General features: G+C 47.8%; 14 protein-coding genes. 9 read left to right on the top strand and 5 right to left on the bottom strand.

The features are described 5' to 3' along the window. Position 1 precedes the first annotated feature (1 nt). The 6 genes from Q0413_RS00790 to Q0413_RS00765 are packed head-to-tail and all read left to right on the top strand — an operon-like array spanning position 2 to position 4,743. Positions 2-1,729: an NADH-quinone oxidoreductase subunit C gene (locus Q0413_RS00790; RefSeq protein WP_298986279.1), complete on the top strand. Its 1,728-nt coding sequence runs from the start codon at positions 2-4 to the stop codon at positions 1,727-1,729. Continuing rightward, on the top strand, positions 1,726-2,265 hold the full coding sequence (locus tag Q0413_RS00785) for a formate hydrogenlyase complex iron-sulfur subunit (RefSeq protein WP_177386902.1): 540 nt from the start codon (positions 1,726-1,728) through the stop codon (positions 2,263-2,265). The genes Q0413_RS00790 and Q0413_RS00785 overlap by 4 nt, the downstream gene beginning before the upstream one ends. Further along, positions 2,262-3,086, top strand: a complete 825-nt coding sequence (locus Q0413_RS00780) for an NADH-quinone oxidoreductase subunit B family protein (protein WP_298986277.1) — start codon at positions 2,262-2,264, stop codon at positions 3,084-3,086. The genes Q0413_RS00785 and Q0413_RS00780 overlap by 4 nt, the downstream gene beginning before the upstream one ends. Further along, complete coding sequence (locus Q0413_RS00775) at positions 3,083-3,427, top strand: formate hydrogenlyase maturation HycH family protein (RefSeq protein ID WP_291936431.1); 345 nt, start codon at positions 3,083-3,085, stop codon at positions 3,425-3,427. The genes Q0413_RS00780 and Q0413_RS00775 overlap by 4 nt, the downstream gene beginning before the upstream one ends. After that, a complete protein-coding gene (locus Q0413_RS00770; RefSeq protein ID WP_291936428.1) occupies positions 3,427-3,879 on the top strand; it encodes a hydrogenase 3 maturation endopeptidase HyCI in 453 nt (150 codons plus the stop codon). The genes Q0413_RS00775 and Q0413_RS00770 overlap by 1 nt, the downstream gene beginning before the upstream one ends. Then, the gene (locus Q0413_RS00765; protein WP_005871911.1) at positions 3,880-4,743 is read left to right on the top strand and encodes a formate/nitrite transporter family protein; all 864 of its coding nucleotides are present in this window, start codon (positions 3,880-3,882) and stop codon (positions 4,741-4,743) included. It begins immediately after the preceding gene. 417 nt (positions 4,744-5,160) lie between these two features. Here Q0413_RS00765 and Q0413_RS00760 read toward each other — a convergent pair whose 3' ends face one another. Continuing rightward, positions 5,161-5,799 carry a Crp/Fnr family transcriptional regulator gene (locus Q0413_RS00760; RefSeq protein ID WP_005871915.1) on the bottom strand — a complete coding sequence of 213 codons (639 nt, stop codon included), beginning with the start codon at positions 5,797-5,799 and terminating at the stop codon, positions 5,161-5,163. Positions 5,800-6,151: 352 nt separating this feature from the next. Here Q0413_RS00760 and Q0413_RS00755 point away from each other — a divergent pair, with 352 nt between their 5' ends. The 3 genes from Q0413_RS00755 to Q0413_RS00745 all read left to right on the top strand — a co-directional run bounded on the left by Q0413_RS00755 (position 6,152) and on the right by Q0413_RS00745 (position 9,456). Next, positions 6,152-6,982 (top strand): class I SAM-dependent methyltransferase, encoded by an 831-nt coding sequence (locus Q0413_RS00755; protein ID WP_298986275.1) that lies wholly within the window; start codon positions 6,152-6,154, stop codon positions 6,980-6,982. Between the two features lie 228 nt (positions 6,983-7,210). Beyond that, positions 7,211-8,623: a sodium:alanine symporter family protein gene (locus Q0413_RS00750; protein WP_298986273.1), complete on the top strand. Its 1,413-nt coding sequence runs from the start codon at positions 7,211-7,213 to the stop codon at positions 8,621-8,623. A gap of 146 nt (positions 8,624-8,769) precedes the next feature. Beyond that, a complete protein-coding gene (locus Q0413_RS00745) occupies positions 8,770-9,456 on the top strand; it encodes an MOSC domain-containing protein (RefSeq protein WP_298986271.1) in 687 nt (228 codons plus the stop codon). A gap of 747 nt (positions 9,457-10,203) precedes the next feature. Here Q0413_RS00745 and Q0413_RS00740 read toward each other — a convergent pair. The 4 genes from Q0413_RS00740 to Q0413_RS00725 form a co-directional block, all read right to left on the bottom strand. Next, entirely contained in the window at positions 10,204-11,220 is a 1,017-nt protein-coding gene (locus Q0413_RS00740; RefSeq protein WP_298986269.1) for a hypothetical protein, read from the bottom strand. Between the two features lie 151 nt (positions 11,221-11,371). Then, positions 11,372-11,887, bottom strand: coding sequence for a hypothetical protein (locus Q0413_RS00735; protein ID WP_298986267.1), 516 nt, complete (start codon positions 11,885-11,887; stop codon positions 11,372-11,374). 217 nt (positions 11,888-12,104) lie between these two features. Next, positions 12,105-12,482 carry a RidA family protein gene (locus Q0413_RS00730; protein WP_297943488.1) on the bottom strand — a complete coding sequence of 126 codons (378 nt, stop codon included), beginning with the start codon at positions 12,480-12,482 and terminating at the stop codon, positions 12,105-12,107. A 1,332-nt stretch (positions 12,483-13,814) separates the two neighbouring features. Continuing rightward, the coding region (locus Q0413_RS00725; protein WP_298986265.1) for a TSUP family transporter at positions 13,815-14,205 on the bottom strand (391 nt) is incomplete at its 5' end.

Below are 14,205 nucleotides of genomic sequence, written 5' to 3'. Positions count from 1 at the left end.
AATGAGAGGCGATAAATTTATAGAAATTTTAAAGACTAAAGTCAAGGTCTTAGAAGTTACCCGCCAAGCCGAGGATCAAATCACCGTTTTAGTGGATAGAAATGATCTGCCGCTTGCGGTTAAGACGCTATATTATGACATCGGCGGTTTTATCAGCACGATGATTCCTAACGATGAGCGCGAGCTAAACGGAAATTTCGCGCTTTACTATGCGATATCTATGGAAGGTGGCAAAATGACCGAAGCGGAGGATTTTGCCGCAGAGGATAAATGCTTCATCACCGTTAGGACGCTAATTCCTGGATCGGATCCGACATTCCCGTCGGTTACTCCTTTAGTGCCTGCTTGCGTATGGTACGAAAGAGAAGCTTTCGATATGTTCGGCTTAATCGCCGAAGGCTTGCCTGATAAACGCCGTTTAGTACTAAGCGACGATTGGCCGGATGGACTTCATCCGCTTCGCAAAGACGCGATGGACTATCGCTATAGACCCGATCCTGTAGATCATAAAGACGAGCCTAATGCAGAGTTTTTATTTCCTACCGGTGATGGCGTAGTAGATGTTCCACTTGGACCTCTTCACGTAACGAGCGATGAGCCGGGACACTTTAGACTATTTTGCGACGGCGATGAGATTATCGATGCAGACTACCGCTTGTTTTATCAACACCGCGGTATGGAGAAGCTAGCTGAAAACCGAATGAATTACGATCAGATGGGCTATTTAGCAGAGCGCGTCTGCGGAATTTGCGGCTACGCTCACGCGATTGCGTGTATTGAAGCAGCAGAGAAAGCCATCAAGCTTGAAATTCCGCTTCGTGCGCAAGCTATCCGCGTCATCTGCCTTGAGATCGAGCGCCTTCACAGCCACCTTTTAAATATCGGTCTAGCCTGCGAGGTAACGGGTAACTACAACGCCTTCATGCATATCTTTAGGGTGCGCGAATACTCTATGGAGTTAGCTCAGCTCGTAACCGGCGGCCGCAAGACCTACGGCAATGTCATTATGGGCGGACTTCGCCGCGATATGACCGACAACGAAATCCGCGAGATCATCAATAAACTTGATGTTCAAATTTCTGAAATTTGGGACGCTGTTATGGAGGATAAACGCCAAATCGGTCGCTGGAAGGGCGTGGGCGTATTAGATCGCAAAGTAGCGCGTGATTTTAGCCCGGTAGGTCCAAATATGAGAGCTTCCGGTTTTAAACGCGACAACCGCTACGATCACCCTTATGATTTCTTCAACAAGATAGAATTCGAAGTAGCCGTAGAGCACGGTGGCGATGTATTCAGTCGCGAAGTCGTAAGATATAAAGAGCTTAAACAATCGATCCACATCATCAGGCAGTGCTTGCATCAAATGCCGCAAACTCCGATAATGATCGATCCACAGACTATGATCAGACCGGAAAACTACGCTTTAGGTCACGACGAAGCACCGCGCGGCGAAAATGTCCACTGGATCATGCAAGGAAACGCGCAGAAGGTTTACCGCTGGAGATGTCGCGCCGCTACGTATAATAACTGGCCGAGCTTACGATTTCAATTCCGCGGAAATAACATCTCCGATGCGGCGCTAATCGTATGTTCGATGGATCCGTGCTACTCATGCACCGAGCGCGTAACTTTAGTCGATATTAATAGCGGAAAGAGTAAAATTCTAACCGAAAAAGACCTTAAGAAATTTTGCCAAGACGGCAAGGTTAGCAAAAAGGATTTAAGATGATGAAATTATTCGACATTACCGAAAAATATGGTAAGGCGACCTATGCTTATCCGTTTGAGCCATACATTGTGCCCGAGAATTTTCGCGGGCAGCCTGAATATACCTATGAGCTTTGCATAGGCTGTGCCGCGTGCGGTATCGCCTGCCCATCCAATGCGATCGAGCTTAAGATGAATGAAGCTCAAACCAAGCTTATTTGGGAATTTGATTGCGGACGCTGCATATTTTGCGGTCGCTGCGACGAAGTATGCCCTACGGGAGCGGTAAGGCTAGGCAATAGCTTTGAGCTAGCGGTAAAATTTGATAAAAGCGCGCTTATCCAACACGGCGAGCTTGAGATGGAAAAATGCAGCTGCTGCGGCAAGCCGATGACCCCAAAAAGGCTCATCAATTACACGCTAGAAAAGTTAAGTACTGCAAATTTGCTCCCAGGCAGATTAGAAGAAGCCAAAAAGTACCTCTATATCTGTCCTGAATGCAAAAAAGCTCAAGCGGTCGAAAGAGTGACCAAAGGTATAGAGGAGGCAATAAAATGAGTTTGTATCAAGTCCCCGAAAATATTAAAAACGCAAACGATCTAACCGCAAAATTGGAGCTTTTGAAAAATATCAAACGAAGCTTCAGCGTTTATCGTATCGACTGCGGAAGTTGCAATGGCTGTGAAATCGAAATTTTTGCTTCTATCACGCCGATGTGGGATCCGGAGCGCTTCGGATTTAAACTCGTAGCCAACCCTCGCCACGCAGATATCTTAGTCTGCACCGGTCCGGTTACTCGACAGATGTATTATCCGCTGCTCCGCGCTTATGAGGCTGCACCTGATCCAAAGATCGTAGTAGCTCTTGGGGCCTGCGGAAGCACTGGTGGAATTTTCCATGACGCATATAGCGTATGGAGTGGTATCGATAAGATTGTACCGGTGGATGTTTATATCCCTGGTTGCCCTCCACATCCTGCTAGCATCATCTATGGTCTTGGCATGGCGCTTGGCATCATCGATCAAAAGCTTCAAAAGAAGAGCTACGAGCAAGATAGTACTCTTCCGCCACCGGTTAAGAGTTCAGTTATCGGCGATATTTTATTCGAGCGCGATCTGCAAGCTGAAGCTAAGAGGCTGATGAGCTATATTTTCGGAAGAATTTTATTCGCAAAATATATGGATGCGATCAAAACCTCATCTGACGTTCACGATCCAAAAGCTTCTCGCGAGGCTCTACTTAACGCTATCCATACCGAAGAGGATCCTAGATACGCGGAGTGCATGGCACTATTGCACAATGACGTATATCTAAAATACGCCCGCGCTGCGGAGGAATTTAAAATCGATCCGCAAAAAGAGGTCTGGAGCAAACGATGATTGAGGTTTTTAAGCTTACAAAGCGGCATATGGACGAAAACGAAAATTTACCCAAAGAGCTAAAGGATATCAAGGTTTTTTCCACCTGCGTCGGTCACGGCGTGGGTACGATAGATTTTAGCGAAAAGGTGCTTGAGATAGACGATGAAGAATTTAAACGCATCGTCGAAAACTCGGGTGACTACGTTAAATTTAAGATCGGTAACCTAAGCAAGTATTTCGAGATTGAAATTTTTGCCGAGCACGCAGCCAAGCTAATCCCTCAGCTTTGCGAATGTGAGCTTAAAGATCTGCTAAAAAATATGCGCGAAGGATACTTCGTGCTAAGGAAGGATTTTTGATGCGAAAGGCGTTGCTTTGTATCGGCAATCCCCTTCGCGGCGACGATGACGTGGGCAATGAAACAGGGCGAATAGTCGAGGCGAACTTAAAAGACTGGCGCGTTTTTTATGGGCAGGATGTGCCCGAAAACGAATTTGCTGCCCTTAGGGAATTCGCCCCTGAAATTCTGATCGTAGTAGATGCGATGAGCGGCTTTGATGAGGATAAGATAGAATTTTTTGACCTCAGCAATGATCGCGACTATATCTACTCGACGCATAACCTACCTACGCCGGTGCTTCTAAGCTATCTGCGCAAAATTTGCCCAAAGACATTGTTTTTGGGCATAAGCGTACTGCTCGATAATGTCCTTGATTTTAAAGAAGGACTGAGCGAGAGCGCAAAAAAAAGCGCGCAAAAAGCTTATGAGCGTATCTTAGAAATTGATTCAAATTTAAATGAGGAGGAGTAAATGTTAAATCCTGCAGAAACCGCGCAAGCGGTGTCTAGTTCGATGCAACACAAGGCGCATACCCCGCTAATTAGCATAATTTTTCTAGCTATAATGGCGGGCGCTGCAATCGCTATGGGCGATATTTTCTGGGCTCACTCGACCGTCGGAATGGCTGAAAAGCAATCTATTGGCTTATCGAATTTCATCGGCGGTATTACCTTTAGCTGCGGTCTGATGATGGTGGTTTTTTACGGTGGGCATCTATTTACCAGCTCGGTTTTAACGGGCGTACCTGCTGCCGACGGTAAATTGCCGCTAGGTAAAACTATCGGCTATTGGGCTATCGTTTGGTGCTTTAACTTTGTAGGTGGCGCGTTAATCGCGTATATGTATTATTACTCAGGACTTCCGCTTAAATATGACGGCTACATCTTGCAGCACTTCATTCCTGCAGCAGCAGGCAAAATAAACGCACCTTTTCATGAGCTATTCATCCGCGGAATTTTTTGTAACGTGTTTGTATGTATGTCTATCTGGACTGCGACCAGCGAGAGCAATCTATCAGGCAAATTCTTTGCAATTATGTGGATGATCGGCGCATTCGTAGCTTGCTCGATGGAACACTGCGTGGCAAATATGTTTATCCTAACCGAAGGTATCATCGCTAAAGGCCACTATTTAGCAGCTGCTGGTGGCGATGTAAATGCTCTTGCAAGCTCGCTTCACGGTGTAACGGCAGCTCAAATAGATTCAATAAACTGGGGAAATTTCATCGTTAAAAATATGATCCCAGTTACGCTAGGCAACATCTGCGGCGGTCTATTTTTCGTAGGCTTGGTCGGATTTATGGTCAATAAATACGATATGAAAAAGAAAGACTAATCTATCGCGCTTCAGCACGATATAAACAAAATATGGCGCGGCACTTTGCCGCGCATTTTTAATTTCTAAAATTTTAAAAATTCTCATACATAAAATTTCGCTCGATCCAAAATTTTAAATTCCATAGCCTGTCGCTAAATTTAAAATTTTAAAGCTTTGCGTTTTAGGATAGCGGATAAAATTCAAAAGTGAATTACGCGCTAAAATTTTAAACGAGATCACAAACCCAAATTTTATATAAGTTAAAATTTTAGACGAAATCCTAACGAAATTCGGGATGAAATTCTGAAACAAAACTCTTGATAAAAATTTTACGCTGTAAATCTAGGTAAAATCCTGCGCCGTAACTTTAGACAAAATTTCGCGCTTAAGCCGTAAGCGTAAGCCATATAAATGCTTTAAAAACTCTAGCCTGCACTAAACACAGTAGCTAAGCAATCTGTCGTAGTCTAGGATCAAAAACTCGTGCTGGCTGATTTTTTGAATTACGTTATCTTTTACAAGCTCGTTAAACGCGGTACTCGCGCTTTGGCGCTTGAGCCCCACGAAGGATGAAAGCACCTTTAGCGAAAATGGCAAAAAGACGTATTTGTAGCCGTTTTGATGAAAATTTTGCTCGTTTGCAAGCTCGATCAAAAAGCTCGCGATGCGCCCTTTTGCATTTTCAAAAAGTATAGAGCGTGTGATTTTGCGCTGCAGCAGAATTATCTCTGTTAAAATTTTTATATATGCCTCGCAAAAGCTGCGATTTGCCAAGATCTCCCCTAGTCCGCTCGCATCGATCGTATAAATCTCGCTGTCCTCTAAAAACTCAAGCGCGCAAATTTCATTAAGAATGGTAATATTGTCCTTGTTTAGGTAGTTGATGATGAATTCTTCGCCGTCTTCAAAAAACGAAAGCTTCGCCTGCCCACTTTTAAAAATAAAAACTTTAGGCGCCTCGCTATAAAAAACATAGCCTTTTTTGATGACTTGGTGCTCGAACATTGCAAGCTCCTCGTCGCTAAGCGTGGCAATGGCCTCGGTTTGTAGTAGTCCTAGCCGCGATTTTTCCATATAACCTCCAAAAGCTAAGAATTATACAATGAAATATTTAGACAAAGATAAAGCTGCGCGGATTAAATTTACCATCCGCACTATGGCTGCGCATCTAGGTCGCCTAAGCTAATAAATTTTATAGCTATTAAAATTCTAATTTTACCCGCGCTTTGCATCGCGTAAAATTTCAAAAATTTATTGAGCCTTATGCGGCGAAATTATAGCCAAAACCCGTGGCGCGAATTTAAAATTCTGTCTTTAAATAAAAATTCATATCATTTCATTGAAATTTTATTTAGCAAGGATATAATAATGCATATTAAAAATAAGCGGTATTTTGCTCGCAATGATACCGTAAGAAAGGCACTTTATGCAAAAGTTAAATTTTAAAAATAACGTTTCCGAGACGCTGCTAATCAATGTCTATATGCGCCACTTGGATTTCAAAGACGCGGATCCGATCCTAAATGATCCCTTTTCAAGCGCCGTCGTAGAGCAGATCGATTATGATTTTGCGAAATTCGACGACGCGCGCCTTAGCAAAACGGGCACGGTGATCCGCGCGAAATTTTTCGACGACGAAACGCTGCGGCTCGCGACGGAGTTTGATCGCCCTATCGTCGTGCAGCTTGGCGCGGGGCTCGACACCCGCCCGCTTAGGCTCCAGCACGCCCTGCCGAACGCTCTATTTTACGACCTCGATCTGCCCGACGTCATAGCCGTGCGCGACGCGCTGCTACCCAAAGCAAAGAATAATTTCAGCCTGCCCTACTCGATGCTAGATCCCTCATGGATGGACGAGCTAGCTGCAAAGCACGGCAGCGCGGGCTACATATTTATTTTAGAGGGGGTGAGTATGTATTTTGAAAAAGAGGAATTTAAAGAATTTTTTATCGCGCTTTCGCAAAAATTTAGCGGTTACGTGCTGAGCGACTTTATGAGCGAGTTTTCGGTTAGGAAATTCGACTCTAGGCGCCATGACGCGATGCGGCACATGCAAAACGCGCCCTTTAAAATGGGCATTAGCGGCGGCGCAGAGGTGCAGAGCTGGGATAGTGCGCATATCTGCTTCGCCAAAGAGGCTGCAATGCTGAAAATGTATAAAAGCCACTGGAGCCTCAAAGGGCGCCTATTTAGCCTGATTCCCGCCTTTTGTAACGCTTGCAAGATGTTCGTTTTCAAAATCGGCGGTGATGAATAGGCTTAAAAATTTCAGTTGATTGCTTTTCAAATTTCGACAGCTAAGGCGGGAATTCTAAGCTGCTTATCTGGCAAGCTGGCATGCAGAGCAAACGGCATATACTGCTTTGCTTAATGCTTGAGTAAAATTATAAAAACGCTTTAAAATTTCGCTTAAATTTACCTCGATTTATAGGAATTTAAGAGTTTTTAAAATATATTTTCGCATCTTAAATTCACGGAAAAGATCATGCAAAATTTTCTCGACAAACTCACCGCCACAATTGACGCGATCAACTCCTTTTTGTGGGGTCCGTACTTTCTAATCGCCCTACTTTGCGGCACCGGCGCGTATTTTACGGCGCGCTTGCATTTAGTGCAAATTTTTAAATTTAGAATGGGCGCGCGCAAGCTTTTCGGCAACTTCTCCCTGCACGGCGAGGCTGCGGGCAAAAGCGGCATGAGCTCGTTCCAAGCCGTCGCCACGGCGATCGCAGCGCAGGTAGGCACGGGTAATCTAGTAGGCGCCAGCACTGCGCTAATAATGGGCGGGCCGGGCGCGATATTTTGGATGTGGTGCGCGGCGTTTTTGGGCATGGCGACGAATTTTGCCGAGATCTGCCTAGCTCAAATTTACCGCACCAAGGACGACAGTGGACATATGATCGGAGGGCCCGCGTTTTACATCAGTCGCGGACTCAAAAGCCCCCTTGCCAAGCCTTTAGCGGCATTTTTTGCGCTAGCCATCATCTTTGCTTTGGGCTTTATGGGTAATATGGTGCAGGCAAACTCCATCTCAGACGGCTTTAGCGGCGCATTCGGGATTCCGAAGTGGGTGAGCGGCGCGGCCTTAGCGCTCATCTGCTGCGTCATCTTTTTCGGGGGCGTCAAAGCGATCGCGCGCGTAGCCGAAAAAGTCGTGCCACTAATGGCGATCTGCTACGTACTCGTTGGCCTCGTCATCATCGGCTCAAATTTCGATAAAATTCCATCCGTCATCGCGCTGATATTCAAAGCTGCATTTGATCCATCGGCTGCTTGGGGCGGCGCTACGGGCGCTACGATCGCCACTGCGATGAGATACGGCATCGCGCGCGGGCTCTTTTCAAACGAAGCGGGCATGGGCTCGACGCCGCACGCACACGCCGCAGCGAACGTCAAACACCCCGTAGATCAAGCCGTGCTCGGCATAATGGGCGTTTTCGTCGATACATTCATCGTGCTTAACATCACCGTTTTCGTCGTGCTTAGCACCGACGTAGTCACCTTCGAAAACGGCAAGGCGGTATTTTCGGGCATCTCGCTGGTGCAGGAAGCCTTCGGGTCGCAAATTTTGGGTCGCAGCGGCGGCTACGGCTTCGTGGCGATCTGCCTATTTTTCTTCGCATTTACTACGATTTTGGGTTGGTATTACTTCGCCGAGATTAATGTGCGCTATCTGCTCGGCGCAAAATTCGTCAAGCTCTTGCAAATTTTGGTCGTCGCGTTCGTATTCATAGGAAGCGTGCAAAAGATCGACCTCGTCTGGGGGCTAGCCGATATGTTTAACGGACTGATGGTGATCCCCAACTTAATCGCGATCATCCTGCTTAGCCCCGTCGTCGTGCGGCTTTTGAGCGACTTTAACGACGGCAAAAGTTACGACGCGAACGACTACAAATAACGCCGCGCGCTAAATTTCAAGCCCGCGCTTGGAATTTAGCGCAAAATCGCCGCAAAATTTAGAACTTTTAAATTCTTTTCTAGCTAAAATCCGTGCCTAAATTTTATGATTTAAGGAGAACGCATGCAAATTTTAAGGAGCGAAAAATGCCCGTTTTAAAGGCATTGCTGACCGGTCAACCGCGCGCTTACGGCGACGAGCGCGCTACGCAGCCTCTAAAAAGGCGCTGGGAGACGGCGATTTTTAAGCAAGCTAGAGCGGGCGAAGTGCGCGCAAACGAGCTTGGGTTCGAGGGCGACGCGGTAGCTGACACGCTGCATCACGGCGGAGAGGAAAAGGCGATTTTCGCCAACTCGCTGCAAAATTACGCCGCGTGGGAGAGATTTTTGGGACTTAAAAATCTAGCCTACGGCGCAATGGGCGAAAACCTCACGATCAGCGGACTACACGAACAAAACGTCTGCATCGGCGATGTGCACCGCATAGGCTCGCTGGTGCTGCAAGTAAGCCAGCCGCGCAAGCCCTGCTACAAGCTCTCGATGCGCTGGGGTAACGCGGAGATGACGGCGGAGATCGCGCGCAGCGGACTTACCGGCTGGTACTACCGCGTGCTGGAGGCGGGCTCGTGCCGCGCGGGCGACGAGATCTACGTCGTAGAGCGCGACTCCGCTATGATGAGCGTGATGGAGCTCAACCGTCTATTTTACGGCGATCGCCTCGATGAAGGGCTGTTAACAAAATTTAACCGGCTTACGACGCTTACTCCAAAATGGCGCGAGGATATGCGCCGCAAGCTAGAAGGCAGCTACGACGACGACTTTATGCGGCTATAAAATTTAGCCTCGAAGCGGCGTTTTAAAACAGCAAAGTAGCGCCGCTCCTTGTTAGTTTTAATACACACTCTTGGTGCGGATTTCAAAATACTTTCTTGCGAGCCAGCCTGCAAAATACTTTTTTGCTTGAGTATTTAAAACATCTTCTAGGCTTTCGGTATCAGCGCGCAAAACTACTTCTTAAGTGCAAGCATAAATTTAGGCTAAATTCCAAAAACGAAATTTTAATTTAATCCACGCCTCACGCACGCAAACGATCTATTCTCGCACTCTGTTTTGCAATACGATACAGGCTACAAACGGAATTAAAAATGCAAATTTAACCGCACTTAGAATTTAAGCCGCTATGAAATCTAAATTTAACCGCACATTCAAAGCCGCGCGCGCCGCTCTTTGTAAATTTTAAAATTTAAAAGCGGTAAATTTAATCCCCTTGCTACGCAGCGATTTTTTCCAAAATCAAAAAGCGAACTATTTTTACTCTCGCAACACACTCATCTCGCACACTTAGCAGCGTGGCTCTTACGCTACAACGAGCTTTCTCAAAGCTTTGTAGCGCGCGCCAAATTAGACATGTCAGATGCTTCGCCAAGCGCCTTTCAAAGCTCATTCATAGCGCTCGCTATAAGTAGAATTTTGCGCGGCACGGCGACAATTACAACCTTTTAAAAGCGCGTACCACAGCTCAAAAGCCTATTTTAGCTTTTTAAAACCGCGCGCTGTATGGCTCAAAGTCCGCTTCCGCGCTCAATCAACTACAGTGATCCCCGCATCTGCGCAGGCTTTTCGCGCCTTTTTAGATATGCCGATGCCGGTCGTTTCGATTTTTTTAAGATTTTTGAATTGCGCAAGCTCGGCAGCATCGATATTTTTGATGTCAAAAAGCCCGTCCTCGCCGTCCCAATCAGGCGCGATTTGCAGATAAATTTCGTTCCCGCCGTCAAGATATAGTTCGCTCACCTGCTCCGCCAAATCCGCAGGAACCGGATAGTCCTTGAACCACTTTTTGGCTTGCGGCAGCGCGCCGAAGTCCGCGTACGGATCGATGCCGCGCTCTTCGCAGTACTCAAACACGTCAAATTTAGGCTCCAGCAGGGCTTTTTCATACATCAGCTCGTTCATCACGGCGATTTTGAAATTGAAATTTTTAAACGCTAGCGTTTCGCCCGCCGCGCGCGGAAGCTTAAATTTATCACTCGGCTTTCGTTTTACCTTTTTTGCCTTTTGATTGATGCAGACGCGCCCTATCGGCATTTTCGCAGCTCGCACGATGTCTGCGATCTCGTCGGTGTCGCGCTTAGCGAAGCGCTCGGCGAAGTCCATCGCGCCTATACGCTCCTGCACGACCTCTGCGAGAGCTAGCGAGACTTCGAATTTGCCTAGGCTAAGCTCCAAAAATATATATGCGCCGCGCAACTCCTGCTCAGGCACGGCCTCAAGCGGCGGTCTGCCCTCAAGCGTGAATGCGCCGCCGTAGAGCTTGCGCGGAACCTCGTGCTGCACGCCCTTTGCGACCTCAAGCATCAAAACTATCTCGGAAAGCCTCGGCTCTGCGAGCTCTCCTGCGCGCACAAAGGCAAAAATCCCAGTCTCATCCCAAAAATAGCGGCTTTTGCCCTCACCGTCATCGATCACGCGCGGCTGGCCCAAGGCTTCGTTAAATTTAGCCAGATCAAACCCGCAATTTACGCCGCCAATAAAAACGCCGTCCGGGCGCACGTCGACGTCAAATTTTTGCTTTTTAAAAATGTCAAACAGTCCCATTTCGCCTCTCCTGATTTTTTGCTCTAAATTTCATCTTAAAATTTTTCCAAAAACCCGTAAAAATCGTCCGCAAAAAGCCTATCCTCACTCTGCGCGTAGTCGCGTACATAGACCTTGTATTCGCACGGCGCGTCGTCTACCCGCTCGCTTGCTATCTCTTTCGTCGCTCCACTTGCCGCCTCACTTGTTGTCGCGCACGCTTCGCCGTCCGATGCTCTATTTTCCGCACCGTCGGATACCGTCGCGATGACCGTATCGCGCACCGTCTCGCTCGCAGCTTTGCCGCTCGTACTCCCGCCGTCTTGCCGTGCGCCGTGTTGGGTGAGCCGTCCGCTATGCCGCTTGCGGGCGAAATTTTAAAATAATACTCCTCGTCCTCGAGCTGCAAAAATACGAGCTCATCCGCGGCGAATAGGTCGTTTTTGAGATTTATCTTATACGTGTAGCAGATGTCGGCGTCGGCGCTACCCGCGAACTCGGGCGGCGCGATCGTTTTTAGCTCCGTCCCCGCCGCGCTGACGTTAGCATATCTTAGCAGCATCCGCTTATAGCTCACAGGCAGCGCAAAACCAAGCCGCCGCTGCGCCTGCGCGATCCACGCGGGCTCTATGTCGCTGCGCCCCGCGGCCGTGATATTTTTAGATTTTTGAATAAGCTTTTCTATCATTTTGATCTCATTTTGAGCGAGAAATTTTAACGCCTTAGCGCACCAAGACACGCTGTTTACACAACCCCGCGGGCATTTAGCGCGGCTTTGAAAATCTAAATTTAAAAACACGCGCGGCCTCAAAACCAAAGCGAGCCGTTTAAATTTCGAGCAGCTCGCGTATAAAATTTTGACCGCAAACGCGCGCTCATAGCGTCTAGGCGATCTAAATTTAGCGCTAGGCCCTAGCCAGCGCTATTACTTCGATCTCCACAAGCGCGCCCTTGGGGAGCTTGGCGACCTGTACCGTGCTGCGAGCGGGCTTGTGCTCGCCGAACGCCGCAGCGTATATCTCGTTCACCGCGGCAAAATCGCCCATATCGGCCAGGAAAATCGTAGTTTTGACGGCATCTTGCAGCGTCGCGCCCGCTTCTTTCAGGATCACGGCGAGGTTTTGCAAAACCTGCCTGCTCTGCGCCTCCACGCCGCCCGCGACGAACTCGCCGTCCGGCTTAAGCGCGATCTGCCCCGAGGTAAAGATGAGCCCGCCCGCCTTGATCGCCTGGGAGTACGGTCCGATGGCCTGCGCCGCATCGGGAGTCGAGATAATCTGCATAGAAAAATCCTTTGTAAAAAATTTCGCCCATTTTATCGCAAAATATTTTAGCATTGCTTTAGGCGGCGGAATTTCGCGGACGAGCGGGCGTGGATGCTGTGGGTACGATAAAATTTAATTGACGCGAGAGATTGGCTAAATTTCGACGGGCGAGGCAAAACAGATACGCGGCAATGTGACAAATTAAATGGCATGGATAGACAATCGCCTACGATATCAGAGTGAAACGGCAGGCGCAGCGGTGCGGTTAAATTTATCGCGCAAATACAGCTAGCAATATGGCGGGAGGTAGTTAGCGCGAAATGGCGAGCCGTGACGGCGAAACGACAAAATTCAAAATAGCTGACGGGTGCAGAAAACGGCGCGTGAAAGTGCGGCTAAATTTAATCGCTGCGAGTAGATTTGGTAGCACATACGGCAGCGCGATAAAACGATCTACAAAGTAGTATTTTAAAATTTTGCTGACGTAAGCGTATGAAATTTTATAAGTACCGGCGCGATAATGCCGCGTGCTCGGCAATACGACGACTCTATTGACGGCACCGAATGAATGCATGGCGATACGACGAAATAGATACGGACAGTACGGCTAAATTTAACCGATGCGGATGGACGAAACTTCATCAGCATCGTTGCGGCAGCAAATCAAATCCCTGCACCATCAAGATCGCAATGTCGCGACAGCAAAACCGAGCCCGCCCATGGTAGTGATACGGGTGACGGGGCGGTAAAAGCAGCGCCAAAATCGCCACCATCGTAGCAGAAAGAACAGCGCCGTCATAAAAAAATCAGTGCGACACTGCGCAACGCAATTAAAATCCTCGCAGTAGTAAGCGCGGCAACGAAGTTGTCGATGTAGCGGAGCAAAATCGACGATATCGAAATAATAAAATCAAAGACCTCGCGACAAGCGAGGCTTTCGACGTAACGGCAACAGAATCAACATTGCAGCAGCGGGAAATTAGCGTAGTCGTGACAAGATCAGCGCGAAGCTACGATATAATCGACGCTGCAGTAGTAAATTGGCAGTGTCGCAGTAAATTTGGTGCGACACTGCGGCAAAATCGACGTCGCAGCAGTAAACTAAGCACCATCGAGGCGGCAAGATCGGCGCTGTCGCGGTAGCAAAGTCGGCTCCGTCGCAGTGCAATCTGTGTAATGCTACGGCAAGATCGACGCTGTCGTAGCGTATCAGCGAGAGCTCATAAAATTTTACGCGAAATTTTATACGAAATCCTGTATAAAATTATATGATTTTGGCTTGAGATTAGCCTGCGATCAGCCCTCAACCAGTCTGCAATCAACTTGCGATCAGCCCTCAATCGGTCTGTATCAATTTGCAATCAGTCCGTAAAGTAGCTTTAAAATCGTCGCGGCAACGACGAACAGAAGCATCTTGCGCACGAATTTTACGTCGCATCGCATCACTAGGCTTGAGCCCGCGAAGCTGCCCGCGATCTGCCCGACCGCCATCACCGCTCCGACGAGCCATAAAATTTGCCCGCCGATGATAAAAACGCCCAAAGAAACGATATTTGAGGTGAAATTTAAAACTTTCGTGTGTGCGACCGCCTTTTTCATATAAAGCCCTAAAATTCCCACGAGTGCAAACGTCCAAAACGAGCCCGTACCAGGGCCGAAAAATCCGTCGTAAAACCCTAAAACAAGCCCGAAAATCGCGTAAAAGCTATTTTTTGACATCTTAGGTCTTGCGGGCGCTTCG

This window comes from uncultured Campylobacter sp., from assembly GCF_938045465.1.
Taxonomy (GTDB): Bacteria; Campylobacterota; Campylobacteria; order Campylobacterales; family Campylobacteraceae; genus Campylobacter_B.
Note: the sequence above shows the minus strand (reverse complement) of the source record. Positions and strands in the feature narration are given on the sequence as shown.

Excerpts from the sequence above, each read along its gene's own strand:
- Q0413_RS00745 (WP_298986271.1), top strand. The coding sequence starts at position 8,770 with ATGCCCGTTTTAAAGGCATTGCTGACCGGTCAACCGCGCGCTTACGGC.
- Q0413_RS00780 (WP_298986277.1), top strand. The coding sequence starts at position 2,262 with ATGAGTTTGTATCAAGTCCCCGAAAATATTAAAAACGCAAACGATCTA.
- Q0413_RS00730 (WP_297943488.1), bottom strand. The coding sequence starts at position 12,482 with ATGCAGATTATCTCGACTCCCGATGCGGCGCAGGCCATCGGACCGTAC.
- Q0413_RS00775 (WP_291936431.1), top strand. The coding sequence starts at position 3,083 with ATGATTGAGGTTTTTAAGCTTACAAAGCGGCATATGGACGAAAACGAA.
- Q0413_RS00760 (WP_005871915.1), bottom strand. The coding sequence starts at position 5,799 with ATGGAAAAATCGCGGCTAGGACTACTACAAACCGAGGCCATTGCCACG.
- Q0413_RS00740 (WP_298986269.1), bottom strand. The coding sequence starts at position 11,220 with ATGGGACTGTTTGACATTTTTAAAAAGCAAAAATTTGACGTCGACGTG.
- Q0413_RS00765 (WP_005871911.1), top strand. The coding sequence starts at position 3,880 with ATGTTAAATCCTGCAGAAACCGCGCAAGCGGTGTCTAGTTCGATGCAA.
- Q0413_RS00770 (WP_291936428.1), top strand. The coding sequence starts at position 3,427 with ATGCGAAAGGCGTTGCTTTGTATCGGCAATCCCCTTCGCGGCGACGAT.
- Q0413_RS00755 (WP_298986275.1), top strand. The coding sequence starts at position 6,152 with ATGCAAAAGTTAAATTTTAAAAATAACGTTTCCGAGACGCTGCTAATC.
- Q0413_RS00790 (WP_298986279.1), top strand. The coding sequence starts at position 2 with ATGAGAGGCGATAAATTTATAGAAATTTTAAAGACTAAAGTCAAGGTC.
- Q0413_RS00750 (WP_298986273.1), top strand. The coding sequence starts at position 7,211 with ATGCAAAATTTTCTCGACAAACTCACCGCCACAATTGACGCGATCAAC.
- Q0413_RS00785 (WP_177386902.1), top strand. The coding sequence starts at position 1,726 with ATGATGAAATTATTCGACATTACCGAAAAATATGGTAAGGCGACCTAT.
- Q0413_RS00735 (WP_298986267.1), bottom strand. The coding sequence starts at position 11,887 with ATGATAGAAAAGCTTATTCAAAAATCTAAAAATATCACGGCCGCGGGG.